The following is a 15513-nucleotide window of genomic DNA, read 5'->3' on the forward strand; positions in this document are numbered from 1 at the left end:
GCACCCACGCGGCGGAGCTGCATGGTGCAGCCGCCCCGCGCCCCTTAGGGGGCGAGCAATGCCGCCAGCAGGGCGCGGGCGTACGGGCTGGTCCGGCCTCGGTCGGGCGTGGCCACGCCGATGTAGCGCGCGGGGCGCGGCGGCGTGATCGGGACGACCGCCAGGCCGGCCGTGGACGGGGCCAGAGCGACGCTGGGGATCAGCGAGACGCCCACCCCGGCCGCGACCAGCGTCTGGGCGAAGAAGTAGTCCGTGGTCGCGGAGGCGATACGCAGTTCTCGCCCCGCCAGTGCGGCATACCGTTCCAGGAACGCCTGGGTCTTCATACACCCCAACACCCAGCGCTCCCCGAAGAGTTCGCCCATCTCCAGACTCTCCCGGCCGGCCAGCCGGTGCCCGCTGGGCAGGACGGCCGACAGCGGGTCGTCCACCAGGGGCGTCCACTCCAGCCCGGTGCGCACCGGCAGCGGGCCGTCGAAGTGGTAGGCCAGGGCCAGATCGGCCCCGCCCTCGCGGACCAGCGGCAGGCTGTGCTCCGGTTCCCGGTGGAGGACGGTCAGTTCCACCCCGGGATGATCGGCGACAAACCGGGTCAGTGCCGGGGGCAGCAGCCGCCGGCCGCCGCTGCCGAAGGTGGCCACGGTCAGTGCGGGGCTGCCCATGGCCAGCCGGTCTATCCGCCGCCGCGCCTGGCTGAGTTCGGCATCGACCGTCTCCGCCGTCTCCACCAGCAGCCGCCCCGGATCGGTGAGCGTCACACCCCGGGTGCTGCGCCGCACCACCTCGGTACCCAGACTCCGTTCCAGCGCGGCTATTTGCTGGGACACGGCGGAGGGCGTCAACAGCAGTGCGGCGGCCGCCTTGTTGAAGCTGCCGTGCCGGGCCACCTCGCGCAGGGTGCGCAGCCGCTGGACATCGATCATCAGTCTCCCTAACGACGGATTAAGCAAGCCCCCACTTCTGCTGTTGATCGTATTCGGGAAGGCTGGGGCCACGGCAGACGGCCGGGGAAACAGGGGAGAAGTGATGCGGAAGATTGCCGTGATCGGGGGCAGCCGGTACTTCGGCCGGCGGGTGGTCCAGCGCCTGCGGGACGAGGGCGACCAGGTGACCCTGATCAACCGGGGTTCGGCACCCGCCCCGCCGGGGGTGGAGCATCTGATCGCCGACCGCGACGATGCCACCGCCCTGCGGGCCGCGCTGGGCGGCCGGACCTTCGATGTGGTCCTCGACCAGGTCTGCGGCACACCGCGCCAAGCAGCCGTGGCGGCCGAGGTGTTCCGCGACCGCACCGGGCGCTATCTGATGACCTCCACCATCGAGGTCTACGATCCGGCCACCTCCGAGCACATCCGGCGCGGCACCGCACCGCTGACCGAGGAGGCCGCCGACCCCGCCCGTCAGGCGGTACGCCCCGAACTCCCCTGGCATGAGGAAGAGTTCCGGAACGCCCACTACGGCGAGGGCAAGCGCCAGGCGGAGGCCGTCTTCACCCGGGACGCCGCCTTCCCCTTCGCCGCCGTACGGTCGGCCCATGTACTGGGCGGCGGAGCCGCCGACTTCACCGGACGGCTGCGGCACTACGCGGAGCGCATCCGGGCCGGGCGGCCGGTGGACGTCCACCCGGTGAACCACCCCTCCTCCTTCATCAGCGCCCATGAGATCGCCGACTTCCTGGTCTGGGCGGCGGGCGAAGAGTTCACCGGTCCGGTCAACGCCCGCTCCCACGGCGAGCTGACGGTGACCGGTCTGTGCGAGCGCATCGCCGCGCAGGCGGGGCGCGAGCCGGTCTACCGCACGGTGCGCTCGGCCGCCTCGCCCTATGCCTTCGACCGCTACTACGGCATGGACAACTCCCGGGCGGAGCGGCTGGGTTACCGCTTCGGCCACACCGGTGACTGGCTGCCGGAGGTCATCGCCGAAGAACTCGAAGAACTCATGGAAGAGGTCTGAAAGATGCGCCGACGCAAGCTTGGTACCACCACCGTCGGTGCCGTGGGCCTGGGAGCCATGCCGCTGTCCATTGAGGGCCGCCCCGACGAGGCCCGCGCCCTGGCCACGGTCCATGCCGCGCTGGACGCCGGGGTCACCCTGATCGACACCGCCGACTCCTACCATCTGCTGCCCGGCGAGGCCGGACACAATGAGTCGCTGATCGCCCGCGCGCTGTCCCGCTACGGCGGTGACCGGGACGCGGTGCTGATCGCCACCAAGGGCGGCCGGGGACGCCCCGGCGACGGCTCCTGGACGGTCAACGGCCGCCCGGAACACCTCAAACGGGCCTGCGCCGGCTCACTGCGGCGGCTGGGTGTCGAGGCCATCGGCCTCTACCAGCTCCATAAGCCGGACCCCTCGGTGCGCTGGGAGGATTCGGTGGGCGCACTGGCGGATCTACTGGACGAGGGCAAGATCCGCGCGGCGGGCATCTCCAATGTCAACCGTGAGCAGATTTCCCAGGCTTGGGAGATCCTCGGCGACCGGCTGGTGTCCGTACAGAACCGCTTCTCCCCGGCCGTCCGGGACAGCGAGGCGGAACTGCGGCTCTGCGAGGAACTGGGCCTGGCCTTTCTGCCGTGGAGCCCGCTGGGCGGGATCTCGCGCAGTGCGCTGGACGGTGACGGCCAGGGCGCGGTCGCCCACCCGCAGTTCCACCGGGTGGCCCGCGAGCGCGGGGTGAGCCCGCAACAGGTCTGCCTGGCCTGGCTGCTGGCCCTTTCCCCGGCCGTGATCCCGATCCCTGGTGCGTCCCGCCCGGAGTCCATCCGCGATTCGGCCGGGGCGGCGGGTCTCTCCCTCACGGAGGAGGAGATCGCTCGCCTCTCGGCCGATGTCGCGGGGTAAGTGGAGGGGCATGCCCTGCCCTTGAGGTCACATGGCCGACTGACCCCTGCCCTTGACGCCGGTTACGAAGGAGGTCCAGGAGGACACGGGGAAGGTCAGCTCGGGGCCTTGGGGGGCTTTGGAGTCGCGGACGGGGACGGTGCCGATCGCGACGGCAAGGTTGGTGGCTATCTCGATGCAGTTGCCGCCGTTGTTGCTGTGGGAGGACTTGTACCAGCGGGGGGACTCGGTCGTCACGGGGCACCCTTTCGCCAACCTCCGTGCAGTTGGCTGAGCTTGGAGTCACACGGTGGGATGGGAACCGCTCTTGACGCCGGTCACAAAGGCGGACCAGGCGCCGGATGGGAAGCGCAACGCGGGCCTGTGAGAGGCCTTGCTGTCACGGACGGGGACGGTACCGCTAGCGCGGACAAGGTTGGCGGCAACTTCCACGCAGTTGCCGCCGTTGCTGCTGTAGGAGGACTTGAACCAGCGGGGGCGTTCAGTCGTCACAGTGCGCCCTTTCGTACCTGCTCGACGTTGAGGTCACACAGTGGGCTGGCCCCCACCCTTGACGCCCGTTATGAACGAGGCCCAGGAGGGCATGGGGAAGGCCAGTGCGGGGCCTTGGGGGGCTTTGGAGTCGCGGACGGGGACGGTACCGCTTGCGACGGCAAGGTTGGCCGCAATCTCAACGCAATCGCCGCCGTTGCTGCTGTAGGAGGACTTGAACCAGCGGGGGGATTCGGTCGTCACGGTGTGCCCTTTCCTATCTGCTCGATCATGGCCAGAGACTCCGCCTGTGACAGCGCTTCGGCCTGTAGCTGATGGTAGGCCGTCAGCAGGGGCAGCACGGCTGCCGTATCGCGCTCCAGGTGTCCTCGCAACTGGGACTCCGCGTACGCCACCACGGACAGGTCCGACATCGTCAGCAAGTTCATTGGGAGGTTGAACGAGCGCCGCGCTCCTATCTCACAGGGTGACACCAGCAATACCCAGTTGGGGAGGGAGGCGACTTCGACCAATCGGCGAAACTGGCCCTCCATAACCTCGGCGGCGCCCACCGCATGGCGAAGACAGCTCTCATCCATCACCACCAGCATCATGGGTGGCCGAGGGCGCACCAGCGCGGCTTGTCTCTGCGCGAGGAAGGAGACGCGCTCCTCTGCCTGTTCAGGCGTGATGGCTCCGCGCTGCACATCACCATCCGCCAACGCCCGTGCGTACTCGGGGGTCTGCAACAGGCCAGGAACGAGCCCGATCTGGAACAGCCGGATCTCCACCGCCCGGGCCTCGTACTTAACGTACTCCGGGAACCCCTCCAGCAACGCGCCATGCTTGATCTCGCGGTACTGGCGCTCGAACGTGTCTGCTGTGCCCGTAAGCCCGAAGGCCTGGTCCGTACTACGCGAGAAGCGAAGAGTCGGAGGTTTCCGACCGGTTTCTACCGCAGAAATATGCACGCTGGAATATTCCGTGCGGTCGGCGAGGTCCTCTTGGGTCCAGCCGCGCGCCTCCCGCAAGCCGCGCAAACGCGCCCCGTATGCCGCCTCCGGCGAGGCGTCCGGGTTCAACTCCTTGCGATTCAAGGGCGGTTCACCATCCCTCCGTTCCCCTCCAACAGCTTGAAGGGTGTCTAAGTATGGGACACGCTGAGCCCTCCGCGTAGCCGTTTCGCTACACAGAGGAGCAGTCGTGCCCGGCAAGACCCCCCACCACGCAGCAGAACCCCCGTCCCCAACCTCTGCCTCCTCCGCCCCCGGCACCCCCAGAGCCGACGCACAGAGACAGGCACCCCAGTCCAGTGCCGCCTGGCCCCCGGACCGTCGCACCGGTGAACGGACCTCGCGCCACGGACAGTTCGTATCCGGCGAGGGAGGCTCGCCTCAGTGGGCGCCCGGACTCGGGGAATGGGTGGCGGACACTTCACGCGCACGCGTGGGCGTGGCCATCGCGTGGGACGGCCCGGAAGGCGAGGTGACCTTGCGCGCGCCGGAAGGCGGGGAGCCCTGGGTGACCAGGACCTTCCGCCGCGCCAGTGCCCGCGAAACCCTGGACGCCCGCGTCACGATGCTCAACCGCAAGGGGTTCACATGCTGACGCCCCGGCCCCCTGTCCCGCACACCGGCGGCCCGCCGGCCTACCCGGCGAAGGAGACCTGTCCCGTCTGCAACCAATTCCGCAGCGCTGTCAACGGGGCCATGGGGCGCGCCGAATGGGCGGGCGTACAGCACTTTGAGGAGCAGCGCCGGACGGCCGAGGAGCAAGCGGCGAAGCACCGCGAGGCATGGGGCCGCCAACCTTGAGGGCACCCCGCACCAGGAGGACGCGCGGTGACCCCGAGGCCGCGTAAGTGACTGACCGGCACACGACATGGACGCATGATGCCCTGCCCTTGCGATCGGCAAGGGGCAGGGCATTTCGTCATGTGCAGATGGGCATGGAGCGCAGATCTGTCGCCCCGGTCAGTTGGCCGCTTCCGTGACTGCTGTGAGCGGCCAACGCCCCTGCGACGAGACGGAAGTTCGCCGATGCGGTGGGTCAGCCGCTGGACGGGACGAGGGTGTGTTCGGTGCCGAGGTGTTCGCTGCTGGTGTCCTCGTAGAGGGAAGTCTCGCCGTCGGACCAGCGGATGACGAGGTCGTCGGTGCGGCCGTTGCCGGTGAAGTTACCGGTGGTCATGACAGTGCTGTGAGTCCAGGTGCTGAAGTTGCCCCCGTGGACGGTGTGGGTGGCGCCCAGGCCGTTGACGGTGGTGCCCACGTAGCTGTTGATCGAGCCGTCCTTCCAGCGCACCAGCAGATCCCACTTGCTGTTCCCGCTGAACTCGCCGGCGGTCAGCAAAGTCGCGTCCTCCCACGCCTTGTTGGAGTCCTTGAGCTTGTGCTCCTCCGAGAACTTCCTTTCCGCCCCGACGTTGGTGTAGAGCGTCAGCTCGCCATCGGACCAGCGCACCATCAGGTCGGTGACGTATTTGTCGGCGTTGAAGCGGCCCGCAGTGATCTGGGTGGCGTGCTTCCAGGTCTCGGCTTGGGCCGTCTTCTTTTCGACCATCGTGGTGCCGTCCCAGTTCAGGCCCCTTGAGCCGACATCGCCGAAGAGCGAGACCTCGCCATCGGACCAACGCACCAGCAAGTCGAACTGGTTGGAGCCGGTGAAGTCACCAGCGGTGATCCCTTCCGCGTACTTCCATACGCTGCCTTGCGGCGCCAGTGGCTGCTCACCGCTGAATCCGCCGCGGCCATCGCTGTTGTAGAGAGTGACCTCACCATCGGTCCACACCACGATCAGGTCGCTGCGCCCGCGGCCATTGAAGTCGCCAGCGGCCATCAGCTTGGCGTGCTTCCAGGTACTGGCGCCGCCCATGGTGTAGCCAGGGACGGTGGGCTGTTGGTAGTCGCTGTAGTGGGGGCTGCGGCCGTGCTGAGCGTCATCGTAGAGACGGAAGAAGTAGTCCTGATGCATCGGACTGTAGGTGATGCGGTCGTACATTTTGGGGTACCGCCAGTCGGTTTTGGTAATACCCCCGCCGTTGTAGCCACCAACGTTCCCGATGATCACACCGGTTGCGCCGTGGATCTCGGAGAACCAGGGTCCTCCCGAGACGCCGCCCCACATGCCAGCGCAGTCGATCTGCATCTGGTTGTACCCCGACAGCGGCCATGTCTTGGTGTCACACTTCACCGCTGTGTCGGCTCTATTGTGGCCGATCATGGGGTAGCCGAAGATCGTAACGTTGTTGTAAAAGCTCTTGGTGCGGGCAAGGGTGTTGCCGCCCACCACGTCCTGCACATTCTTACCCTTGACCGACTTCAGGCTGGCGAACGAGAAGTCCAGGTCAGAAGTGGGGCTTCTGTCATCACTACCTTGATATTGGCCGTAGATAAACCATTTTTTCACCGGCCAGATTCCGTATGGCTGGACGGCCGCGGAAGAGTAGTTGGGCACGAACGCCACATGCTCGTGGAATGCGCAGTGGCCTGCGGTCAGGATGAGATTATGCCCCGGGCTTTGGACCACGCTGGCCGAGCAGTAGTGGGCCTTAAGGTTTTTGTCGAGGCCGAAGAGCGCGCCGACGGATTTCAGGCCGCCGGAGGGATGCGCCTGGTCGCCCGCCGCCACGCCCGGCGTATCAGTCGTGGGGGGAGTACCGGTCGGCGCAGGGGGCCGCCCGGAGGGGTCGGTGGCGGAGGCGATGCGCTCGGGTGTCCAGAACCGGCTTAGTGCCTCGGCTTCCGCATCACCGTCAGTGTCGTCCTGAGCGGGATCTGTCGGAGTCGGGGAGGCCTCCTGCGTAGGGGACGCCAGCGGCGTGGAGTTCGGCAGGGGGGCGGCCGCCGTGCTGGAGGCTGCGCCGGGGTGCGTGGCGGCCGCATTGGACCTGTTGGGTGGGTTTGGCGTCTGTGCGTCTGCGGCTATTGCCGGGCCGGCAGCCAGGACGAGGAGACCTGCTGCAGCTATGACGGCACGCCGGAGCCGGGCTCCGTGCAATGACATGGCTTCACTTTTCACTCGGATAAACGGCTCCCCTGTTTTCAGGGAAGGCTTTAGAGACGAGCGCCTGCACTGAATGAGGGCTCGCCAATGGGCTTCCGGCCCGGGGGGCCCGGTTCCGGAAGGTTGAGGGGAGGAGGCCTAGGCCGCGGTGGAGTTCCTGCGTCGCCGGTCGCGGACGGTAAGGGTGACGATGGTCACCAGCCCGACAGAAGCAACGGCGATGACGGCCCACAGCCAGGGACTGGGCCGACTATTGGGCGCAGTCGATGCGGAAGAGCTGGGAGGCGGGGACGACGGCACTTCAGCTTTCGAGGACACGATCAGGTTCTGAGTCACGCTCTGCCGTCCCCTATGCGAGGACACCGTGACCGGATAGACCCCCTCGGGGAGATCCCGTCGCAACTGGACGTGCCCCGCATACACGTAGGGCCCGTTCTCCTCGTCCTGTCGGAGTCCTGGGTCGTCATCGGTATGCATGCGCAGAACCAACGGGTGCTCAAATGCCGGGGACTTCGCCTGGAGAGTGCCCGGCTCATCTTTGTCGACAGCCATAGAGACAGCTGCCTGCGCACCAGGGCGTACTCGATGCGCTTGCACCACTGGGTCAATGGGGTCGCTGTAGCGAGGGTAGACGTCGAAACGGTGGACATAGCCCGAATAAGGCGCTTTATTCACCGTCACCTCAGTGCTGGCGATTTCCCGCTCGTGATAGTAAGCGGTGACCACATATCGCCCCGGATAGCCGGTCGTGTAATGACCGTATTCATCCCCGCTTTCCGTCGCCCGATCATCGCGCGGAGTAACTTCCACCACGTTCGGAAAGAGATACGACAGTTGGTCATTGGGGTCGGCAGGCCGGGCCCTGATCTTAGCTTTGTCCCAGCCGGGGGGCATTCCACTGAGGTGGACGGCGGCGATACCACCGGCCCGCACCGGCGTGTGCCCATGCGGGCCCAAGCCGAACACTTCAAGCCGCGGCCGCACGGGAGCGGTCGGTGAAGCGGACGTTGAGGGTGACGGTGTCTCCGCATGTGCCGGGGCAACAGAGAGGAACAGCGCGCTTGCCACGGCGGCGGCGAAGGCGGGTAGGCGGGCGGGACGGTGCATCAACGCCTCCGGAGAAGAGCGATGAACGCGCCCGCTTCGTTTTCTTGGCGGTCACCCAAGAAGGCAGAAGGGTAGGAGGCGCAGCCAATTGCGGCAGTCGGCAGCGATCGGTTCGCCGTTCCTGCTGCGGAGCCGCCGATGGGTAGCCTCTGCACAGCGGCAAAATTTCGGGCGGCCATGTGGGCACCCGGTACTGCCGTCAAGCCAGCGGTTTTTACACGGTGCAGGCTCCGAGCCCCGAAAGGTATGGCCCCGCGCATTCCACTTCTGTTCACGGTCGTTCCCCCCAACTCCCCGTCCCCTGCACCCGATGGGCTGCCTCAGATTGTTCTGGGCGGTGGCGAGTCGAAGTGATCATGCCACGTTGACGCTCGTGCACACAACCGTTTCGTAAACCACTCATGCCCTGAGCTTTGCTTGAACCATGTACTTCCCCAGGGCCAAGGCGGTCCGCTCCGAACGCCCTCGTGCGCCTGAGCTCGGAGCAGTTGAAGGATTTAAGACAGTGGTGATGGCGATTCCAGCCGATCTTGACGAGTGTGTGCCCAAGCGGGCTTCCCCAACCCCGCCATCTCTTTCATGATCACTCCTGTTCAATGGCGACTGCTCCACGGTGCGCGCCGTACATGCCCGGCTCGATCAGCCAGAGCTCAACAGTGAATGGGAGAACCGGACTGACCACGGTGACGGCTGCCATAGCCACGGCGGCAATCTTCAGCACCGGACTCTCCTCGGCCGCCATGGCTGCCGAGCGCAACACCCACGAACGGTCGGCTTCCACCTCGCCGAGCCGACCGCGCGCACGCCGGCCCAGGATGAAACTCAACTAGGCTGACGGGCAACGGTTCCTGGCCGCTCTTGACGTGATCAACGCGATGCCCGACAGCCCGGCTGAGCAAGGAGAGGCGGCGGTCCAGGCATACCTGGCCGAACACCTCCCCACCTACCAGGGCGGCGCCGTGGCCTTCGGCTGGTGGCAGACCACCAGGTGCGTGGCCGCCATCACCGCCGCCGTCGCCGGCGGTGCGGTTCCCGTTGCCAAGGTCGTCAAGCTCAAGAAGTTCATCAACAAGGCGGGAGGCGTAAAGAAGGCGGCCTACCTGCTGATCCGTATTGCCCCAGGGGCGAAGAGAAGATCAGTGAACTCGGTGCAACCCTTGGCGGTTTGGCATCGGCCGTGCTCGGTGTTGACTCGATAAAGAGGCAATGCCACTGACCGGGGAGTCCCCATCGTCATGACGAGTACCAAGGCACGCACAACAGCTCTGATCACGCCGGTCGCGCAGGAAGTCCAGGACGCGGCGAAGGCCCTGGCGGCGCAGGGCCGCACCGCCCAGGCCGTCCGCCGGCTGCGCAAGGGGTCCGGCCTCAGCATTCATGTGGCGCCCGTCGCCCTGAACATGCTCACCCAGGGGCATACGCTGCCCATCGACTACCGGCAGGCAGTGGACGCGCTGCGGCAGTGCGATGCCAGGCTGGTCAGTGAGATGAGGAACCTGTTGCGTGACGGAGACCAGGACTCGGCCATCAAACTGCTCCGAGAGCAGACCGACATTGATTTGACTGGGGGATACCACCTCGTCATGGCGTTGAGCGCGCAACTCGACGCGCGCTGACCCAGGTCCACCGGCCCGGCCAGGCTCACCCCTTCACCGCCCCGCCCATCGCGAAGCCCGCGCCCAGTCGGCGGGCGATCAGCGCATAGAGCAGCACCACGGGGGTGGAGTAGAGGATGGCGAAGGCGGCCAGCTGGCCGTAGATGATCTGGCCATAGCTGCCGAAGAAGGTGAACACCGTGACCGAGGCGGGGAGTTGGTCGGGGGAGAGCAGCAGCAGGAAGGGTACGAAGAAGTTCCCCCACATCAGGGCGAAGCAGTAGATGGCCACCACGGACACCCCGGGGCCCATCAGCGGCAGCACCACCCGGGTCAGTGACTGGAGCCAGCCCGCCCCGTCCGTCCAGGCCGCCTCCTCCAGTGACTTGGGCACCGAGTCCATGAAGTTCTTCATCAGCCAGATGGCGAAGGGAAGTTGCGCGGCGGCCATGAACAGCGCGGTGCCGTACAGGGTGTCGATGAGGTTGACCCGGACGAACAGCCCGTACACCGGCACCATGATGGCCGTGATCGGCAGACAGGTGGAGAACAGGATGGTCAGCAGGTAGGGCCGGTTGAAACGGGAGGGAAAGCGGGACAGCGGATAGGCGGCCAGCGCGGCGCAGCCCACCGTGAGCGCGGTGGCGCCGCCGCACAGCAGCAGGCTGTTGAGCATGGGCCGGAAGGTGGTGTCCTCGTTGAGCACCGCGGAGAAGTTCCCGGTGCCGGGGGAGGCGGGCCAGCGGACGCTCAGCTGGGCCTGTGGATCGACGGAGGCCAGCAGCAGCCACAGCAGGGGGAGTGCGAAGGCGGCCGTGACCAGCAGCAGCGCGGCGTCGGCGGCCAGCCGGTGGCGGGTGCGGCGGTGGGGGGACGGGGGCATGGCACCTCCGTACGCATAACCGGGCTACCGCCCGGAGCATAGCGCCGCCGCCGTACGGCCGGACAGGGCGCGTACCCGGCCCGGACTCAGCGGGGCCAGGCGGTCAGCGCCAGGTCCACCGCCCGCCCCAGTTCCCCGGCGCTCGCGCCGTCGGCCGCCTGGACCGCGATGCCGTAGGAGACCAGGCTGATATAGCGGGCGAGATCGGCCGCATCGGTACCGGGCGGCAACTCGCCCTCAACCAGGGCGCGTTGGAACCGGTCCCGCAGTGCCGCCTCCCCGGCCTGCCGTCGGGCGATCACCTCCTGGCGCACCGGGCCGGCCTGGGCGCTGGTGGCCAGCGCGCCCTGGATCAGCAGACAGCCCGGGCCCTCCTCGCGGGTGGTCACCCGGATCACACCGCGCAGCAGGTACTCGGCGGTGGCTCGCGCGGTGGGCTGGGTCATGGCCTCTCCGACATGGCTCGCCGGCCCCTGGCCGTAGCGGTCCAGGCACTTGCGGAACAGGGACTCCTTGTTGCCGTAGGCGGCATACAGGCTGGGCCGGTTGATGCCCATCGCCTTGGTGAGGTCGGAGAGCGCGGTGCCCTCGTAGCCATGCCGCCAGAACACGCGCAGCGCGCGGTCCAGGCCCTCTTCCAGGTCGAACTCACGGGGGCGTCCGGTTGCCATGGCCGAGCCTCGCCTTCCTGCCGTCCTTGGCTTCTGTACTGATCGATATGTTAGCGTCCCACTTGTATACCGAGCGGTACAGATCTTGGGGAGGACACCGATGGGCAAGACGCTGGCGGGTAAGGTCGCACTGGTCACCGGCGGATCGCGGGGCATAGGGGCGGCCACCGCCCGGGCGCTGGCCGAAGCCGGCGCGGATGTGGCGATCGGCTATGCCGCTTCTGCGGACAAGGCGGAGGCGGTGGTGCGGGAGCTCAGGGAGTCGGGGGCACGGGCCGGGGCGTACCGGGCCGACCAGGGCCGGCCGGCCGAGGTGGCCGAGCTGGTGGCCACCGTGGCCAGGGACTTCGGGCGACTGGACATTCTGGTGAACAACGCCGGAGTGCTGGCGCCCGGTGCGGTGGACGACATCGGGGCCGATCTCGCCGCGCTGGACCGGCAGTTGACGGTGAACCTCGGCGGGGTGACGGCGGGTATCCGCGCCGCGGCCCCCCTGCTGGGCGAGGGCGGGCGCATCATCACCATCGGCTCCAACCTGGGCGTCCGGGTCGGCCGCTCCGGGATGGCGGACTATGCGGCGACCAAGGCGGCGCTGGTGGCCTACAGCAAAGGGGCCGCCTGGGACCTGGCGCCCCGGGGCATCACCGTCAATGTGGTGCAGCCCGGCTCGGTGGACACCGATATGAACCCGGCGGACGGGCCGCGGGCCGACGAGCAGCGCGCGGGCAACGCCATGGGCCGTTACGGCCGTCCCGAGGAGATCGCGGCGGCCGTGGCCTTCCTGGCCGGTCCGGACGCCTCGTTCATCACCGGCACCACCCTCGACATCGACGGCGGCTACCTGGCCTGAGGAGTGGCCCGCAGGAGCGCGGGCCGTATTGGACATGCGGCCCCGCCGCGTGCGCGCGAGCGGCCGGCGCACCACACAACCCGCACCCGGAACCCAACCCAGCGGTGCCCTAATCCGAATACACCCGGGCCGCGAAGGCGGCGACCTGGTCCTGCGGCAGGTTACGGGCCACATCCGCCTCGCTGATCATGCCGACCAGCTTCTTGTTCTCGATCACCGGGAGCCGCCGGATGTGGTGGCTGCCCATCTCCCGGACGACCTCCTGTACATCGGCGTTGGCGTCGATCCAGCGTGGGGTGCCCTGTGCCAGGTCGGCGGCGGTGCAGGTGGACGGGTCATGGCCCTCGGCCACGCAGTTGATGACGATGTCCCGGTCGGTGATGATCCCGCACAGCCGCTCGTCCTCGTCACTGACCGGCAGGGCCCCCACGCTCAGATCGCGCATCCGCTGGGCCGCATGCTGCAGGGTCTCGGTCGCCGGGATCCAGTGCGCGCCCGGGTGCATGATGTCCTTGGCGGTGGTCATGGCGTCCCTCCTGAGGGCGTTCGGATGCCTCCATTTCCATCCTTGCGCCAGGGGCGCGGGCATGCACCTCGGGGCCGGGCCGGGGGCCGGGCGGTTGTCAGTGGCCGGTGCCAGACTGAGGAAGACGGCACCATGCCGCGAATCCGTCGAAGGAGCACCCATCATGCTCGGAACCAACTTCGTCACCGGCGCCCCCAACTGGATCGATCTGGGCACCCCCGATGTGGAGGCGGCCGCCGCCTTCTATGGCGCCGTCTTCGGCTGGGAATTCCAGTCCGCCGGTCCGGAGAGCGGGGGCTATGGCTTCTGCCAGCAGGACGGCAAGACGGTCGCCGCCATAGGGCCGCTCACCGAGGAGGGTGCCTCCTCGGCCTGGACGGTCTACTTCCAGACCCCGGACGCCGATGCCACGGCCAAGGCCGTGGAGCAGGGCGGCGGTTCGGTGCGGATGGCCCCCTCCGATGTGATGGAGGCGGGGCGGCTGGCCGCCTTCACCGACCCCGGCGGGGCCGAGTTCGCGGTCTGGCAGCCCGGCGCGGTCAAGGGCTTCGAGCTGGCCTCGGTGGACAACGCCCTGTGCTGGGCGGAGCTCCATGCCGCCGACGCCACCGCCGTCTATGCCTTCTACCGGGGGCTGTTCGGCTGGCGGGGCGAGGACATGGAGGTGCCGGGGATGGTCTACAAGATCCTGGCCACCGCCGAGGGGGAGCCGGAGAGCGCGGCCTTCGGCGGGATGGCCCCGTTGCAGGAGGGCGACCGGCCGCGCTGGATCCCGTACTTCGCGGTGGCCGACGCGGACGAGAAGGTCACCAAGGCACAGGAGGGCGGTGGTTCGGTGGTGATGCCCGCCTCGGATGTCCCGGATGTGGGCCGGATCGCCTGGCTGGCCGACCCCTTCGGGGCGGTGTTCGCGGTACTCAAGCCGGCGCCGGCGTCTCCGGCGTAAGCGAATGTGTGCCGTGCGGCACACGGCATGGGGCACTGGGTGAGGCGATTTTGCCTATGCTTTGCCGCATGCCCGATCTGGGCCGGACATCCCGCTTGATCCCCAAGTCGTGGTCAATCCACGGAGGGCAGGGTTCGCGGGAGTGCGGCAAGGTGACCGGCGCCGTGCTGGCCGGCCCATGGGGCCGCGGGCCACGGCGCCGGGGAGGCCGCCTTGGTCATGCCCGGGGCGGCCGGTCCGCGCAATGGATGCCTGCCGCACCGGAGAAAGGCCGTCATTCGCAAGGGAATTACCCCGTTCGAGGCGAGGGCGGTGAGTACGGCCGGGCTATGCCTGCGGTGTCGCACTGCCCGGGCTGCCAGGGCTATGTGATTCGGCTGACGTAACGTCAAATGTCAAAAGCCCTCGTCTGGTAACAGGCGAGGGTTTCCTGCTGCCGATGGCGGCCGCAAGGCGCCGCCGGGGGGCCGGATAAGGCGGATCGCGGCAACTGCCGCCTGATTATTTCCAGTTGGCGCCGCCTGTCCGCGACGGTCATCTGGCGCATCCTGCCTCCTTTGCGCCGTTGTCTCGCTCTCGGCGACGGGCCGCCCGCGGATTCGTTCTCCCCCGTGGAGCGAACCCGCAGGCCGTCGCCGTTCCCGGCCCGCAAGTGGCCGGTAGCCAGATGATGCAGGAGAGATGCGATCATTACTGTGGGGAACTTTTCCCTGGAAAAATTCCCCACAGTAATCCACTTCCCTGCTGAGGGGTGGCCGTGATAGGGGGAAACCGGAATGGACAAGCAGGCGTTGCAGGCCCTGCTGCGGGAGAGCAGGGCGCTCATCGATCCAGGCGCCTACGGTCTGTTCAGGTCATTACGGCAGGGCCGACGGGCGCCGGGGCTGACCCAGGCGCAGATGGACCAGCTGTTGCATCGTGCACAGGGTACCTACAACCGTCTCGAAACCGGCAACTACCCCAATCCCTCCGAGGATTTATTGCGGGATGTCGCCCGGCTGCTGGCCTTCACCGAGCATGAGTGGACCCTGCTGTGGCGCTATACCCTGCGCCGTGACCCGCCAACCCCGCTCGACCCCGGCTCCGGCCAGGAGGTGGTGGAGGCCTGGCGTGAGGTGGTGCACGGAATATCCCATATGGCCTATGTGGCCGACCAGTCCTGGCGGGTGCTGGACTACAACCAGCCCTTCGCCGATCTGTTCCCCGGCGGCAAGGTGCCGGAGAACAGCATGCGCTGGATGGCCAATCACGCCGACGCCCGGCGGATCCTGGCCCGTTGGGAGGAGTGCTGGCTGCCGCTGATCCTGCCCCAGCTGCGGTCCGCGCTGGCCGCCATGCCGGACGACCCCACCCTGGCGGAGATCAAGGAAGTGGTGCTGGCCGACCCGGTCACCGGGCCGATGTTCCGGGCCGGCGGGGTCTCCCCGGGCGCCCAGGCGTACCGCTATGAACGGCCGTTGCTGCACCCCCTCAAGGGGCCCGGCTGGGTGCATATGTGCCCGGCGCAGCCGCTGGACACCCCGGGCATCCGGCTGATGATCATCGTCTTCCACCCGGGTGAGGACCGCCCCGGCGACTCCCGGCTCAGAGCGCTCAGCCCCCAGTAACGCTCCGGCGG

The 15513-nt window shown here is 67.9% G+C and carries 20 protein-coding genes; 9 read left to right on the forward strand and 11 right to left on the reverse strand.

Going from position 1 to position 15513, the window contains the following annotated elements; translation table 11 throughout:
- Window positions 1–44 precede the first annotated feature (44 nt).
- Window positions 45–923 carry a LysR family transcriptional regulator gene (locus CV755_RS29740; RefSeq protein ID WP_109283332.1) on the reverse strand — a complete coding sequence of 293 codons (879 nt, stop codon included), beginning with the start codon at window positions 921–923 and terminating at the stop codon, window positions 45–47.
- A 103-nt stretch (window positions 924–1026) separates the two neighbouring features.
- On the opposite strand from CV755_RS29740, the gene CV755_RS29745 reads away from it, so the two are divergent.
- Together CV755_RS29745 and CV755_RS29750 are read left to right on the forward strand one after the other, a co-directional pair.
- A complete protein-coding gene (locus CV755_RS29745) occupies window positions 1027–1953 on the forward strand; it encodes an NAD-dependent epimerase/dehydratase family protein (protein ID WP_109283333.1) in 927 nt (308 codons plus the stop codon).
- 3 nt (window positions 1954–1956) lie between these two features.
- A complete protein-coding gene (locus CV755_RS29750; protein ID WP_109283334.1) occupies window positions 1957–2841 on the forward strand; it encodes an aldo/keto reductase in 885 nt (294 codons plus the stop codon).
- A 27-nt stretch (window positions 2842–2868) separates the two neighbouring features.
- Here CV755_RS29750 and CV755_RS29755 read toward each other — a convergent pair whose 3' ends face one another.
- From CV755_RS29755 to CV755_RS29770, 4 genes are read right to left on the reverse strand one after another with little or no spacing between them, the layout of a single operon-like run.
- Window positions 2869–3078 carry a DUF397 domain-containing protein gene (locus CV755_RS29755; protein ID WP_109283335.1) on the reverse strand — a complete coding sequence of 70 codons (210 nt, stop codon included), beginning with the start codon at window positions 3076–3078 and terminating at the stop codon, window positions 2869–2871.
- A 45-nt stretch (window positions 3079–3123) separates the two neighbouring features.
- Window positions 3124–3333, reverse strand: a complete 210-nt coding sequence (locus CV755_RS29760) for a DUF397 domain-containing protein (RefSeq protein ID WP_109283336.1) — start codon at window positions 3331–3333, stop codon at window positions 3124–3126.
- A gap of 33 nt (window positions 3334–3366) precedes the next feature.
- Window positions 3367–3576, reverse strand: coding sequence for a DUF397 domain-containing protein (locus CV755_RS29765; RefSeq protein WP_109283337.1), 210 nt, complete (start codon window positions 3574–3576; stop codon window positions 3367–3369).
- A complete protein-coding gene (locus CV755_RS29770; protein WP_109283338.1) occupies window positions 3573–4409 on the reverse strand; it encodes a helix-turn-helix domain-containing protein in 837 nt (278 codons plus the stop codon). The genes CV755_RS29765 and CV755_RS29770 overlap by 4 nt, the downstream gene beginning before the upstream one ends.
- Before the next feature lie 349 nt (window positions 4410–4758).
- Here CV755_RS29770 and CV755_RS34810 point away from each other — a divergent pair, with 349 nt between their 5' ends.
- Window positions 4759–4920, forward strand: coding sequence for a hypothetical protein (locus tag CV755_RS34810; RefSeq protein WP_161968765.1), 162 nt, complete (start codon window positions 4759–4761; stop codon window positions 4918–4920).
- On the forward strand, window positions 4914–5126 hold the full coding sequence (locus CV755_RS34815; protein ID WP_161968766.1) for a hypothetical protein: 213 nt from the start codon (window positions 4914–4916) through the stop codon (window positions 5124–5126). The genes CV755_RS34810 and CV755_RS34815 overlap by 7 nt, the downstream gene beginning before the upstream one ends.
- A 235-nt stretch (window positions 5127–5361) precedes the next feature.
- On the opposite strand, the gene CV755_RS29775 is transcribed toward CV755_RS34815, so the two are convergent.
- From CV755_RS29775 to CV755_RS29785, 3 genes are all read right to left on the reverse strand, one after another.
- Window positions 5362–6942, reverse strand: a complete 1581-nt coding sequence (locus CV755_RS29775; RefSeq protein WP_241561446.1) for an FG-GAP-like repeat-containing protein — start codon at window positions 6940–6942, stop codon at window positions 5362–5364.
- 513 nt (window positions 6943–7455) lie between these two features.
- The gene (locus CV755_RS34390) at window positions 7456–8424 is read right to left on the reverse strand and encodes a hypothetical protein (protein WP_153068767.1); all 969 of its coding nucleotides are present in this window, start codon (window positions 8422–8424) and stop codon (window positions 7456–7458) included.
- Between the two features lie 583 nt (window positions 8425–9007).
- Entirely contained in the window at window positions 9008–9250 is a 243-nt protein-coding gene (locus tag CV755_RS29785; RefSeq protein WP_109283341.1) for a hypothetical protein, read from the reverse strand.
- Between the two features lie 37 nt (window positions 9251–9287).
- On the opposite strand from CV755_RS29785, the gene CV755_RS29790 reads away from it, so the two are divergent.
- Window positions 9288–9623 (forward strand): hypothetical protein, encoded by a 336-nt coding sequence (locus CV755_RS29790; protein ID WP_153068768.1) that lies wholly within the window; start codon window positions 9288–9290, stop codon window positions 9621–9623.
- 36 nt (window positions 9624–9659) lie between these two features.
- Window positions 9660–10040, forward strand: coding sequence for a hypothetical protein (locus tag CV755_RS29795; protein WP_109283343.1), 381 nt, complete (start codon window positions 9660–9662; stop codon window positions 10038–10040).
- 25 nt (window positions 10041–10065) lie between these two features.
- Here the strand turns inward: CV755_RS29795 and CV755_RS29800 are convergent, their stop codons facing one another.
- Complete coding sequence (locus tag CV755_RS29800) at window positions 10066–10902, reverse strand: carbohydrate ABC transporter permease (RefSeq protein ID WP_109283344.1); 837 nt, start codon at window positions 10900–10902, stop codon at window positions 10066–10068.
- 86 nt (window positions 10903–10988) lie between these two features.
- Complete coding sequence (locus CV755_RS29805; protein WP_109283345.1) at window positions 10989–11573, reverse strand: TetR/AcrR family transcriptional regulator; 585 nt, start codon at window positions 11571–11573, stop codon at window positions 10989–10991.
- A 100-nt stretch (window positions 11574–11673) separates the two neighbouring features.
- On the opposite strand from CV755_RS29805, the gene CV755_RS29810 reads away from it, so the two are divergent.
- Entirely contained in the window at window positions 11674–12423 is a 750-nt protein-coding gene (locus tag CV755_RS29810; protein WP_109283346.1) for an SDR family NAD(P)-dependent oxidoreductase, read from the forward strand.
- A 109-nt stretch (window positions 12424–12532) separates the two neighbouring features.
- On the opposite strand, the gene CV755_RS29815 is transcribed toward CV755_RS29810, so the two are convergent.
- On the reverse strand, window positions 12533–12949 hold the full coding sequence (locus CV755_RS29815) for a CBS domain-containing protein (protein ID WP_109283347.1): 417 nt from the start codon (window positions 12947–12949) through the stop codon (window positions 12533–12535).
- Between the two features lie 163 nt (window positions 12950–13112).
- Here CV755_RS29815 and CV755_RS29820 point away from each other — a divergent pair, with 163 nt between their 5' ends.
- Window positions 13113–13895 (forward strand): VOC family protein, encoded by a 783-nt coding sequence (locus CV755_RS29820; protein WP_109283348.1) that lies wholly within the window; start codon window positions 13113–13115, stop codon window positions 13893–13895.
- Window positions 13896–14671: 776 nt separating this feature from the next.
- Window positions 14672–15502: an MmyB family transcriptional regulator gene (locus tag CV755_RS29825; protein ID WP_109283349.1), complete on the forward strand. Its 831-nt coding sequence runs from the start codon at window positions 14672–14674 to the stop codon at window positions 15500–15502.
- Window positions 15503–15513: the final 11 nt, after the last annotated feature.

The sequence above is a fragment of the Streptomyces orinoci genome (assembly GCF_003121295.1).
In the GTDB taxonomy this organism is placed as follows: domain Bacteria; phylum Actinomycetota; class Actinomycetes; order Streptomycetales; family Streptomycetaceae; genus Streptomyces; species Streptomyces orinoci.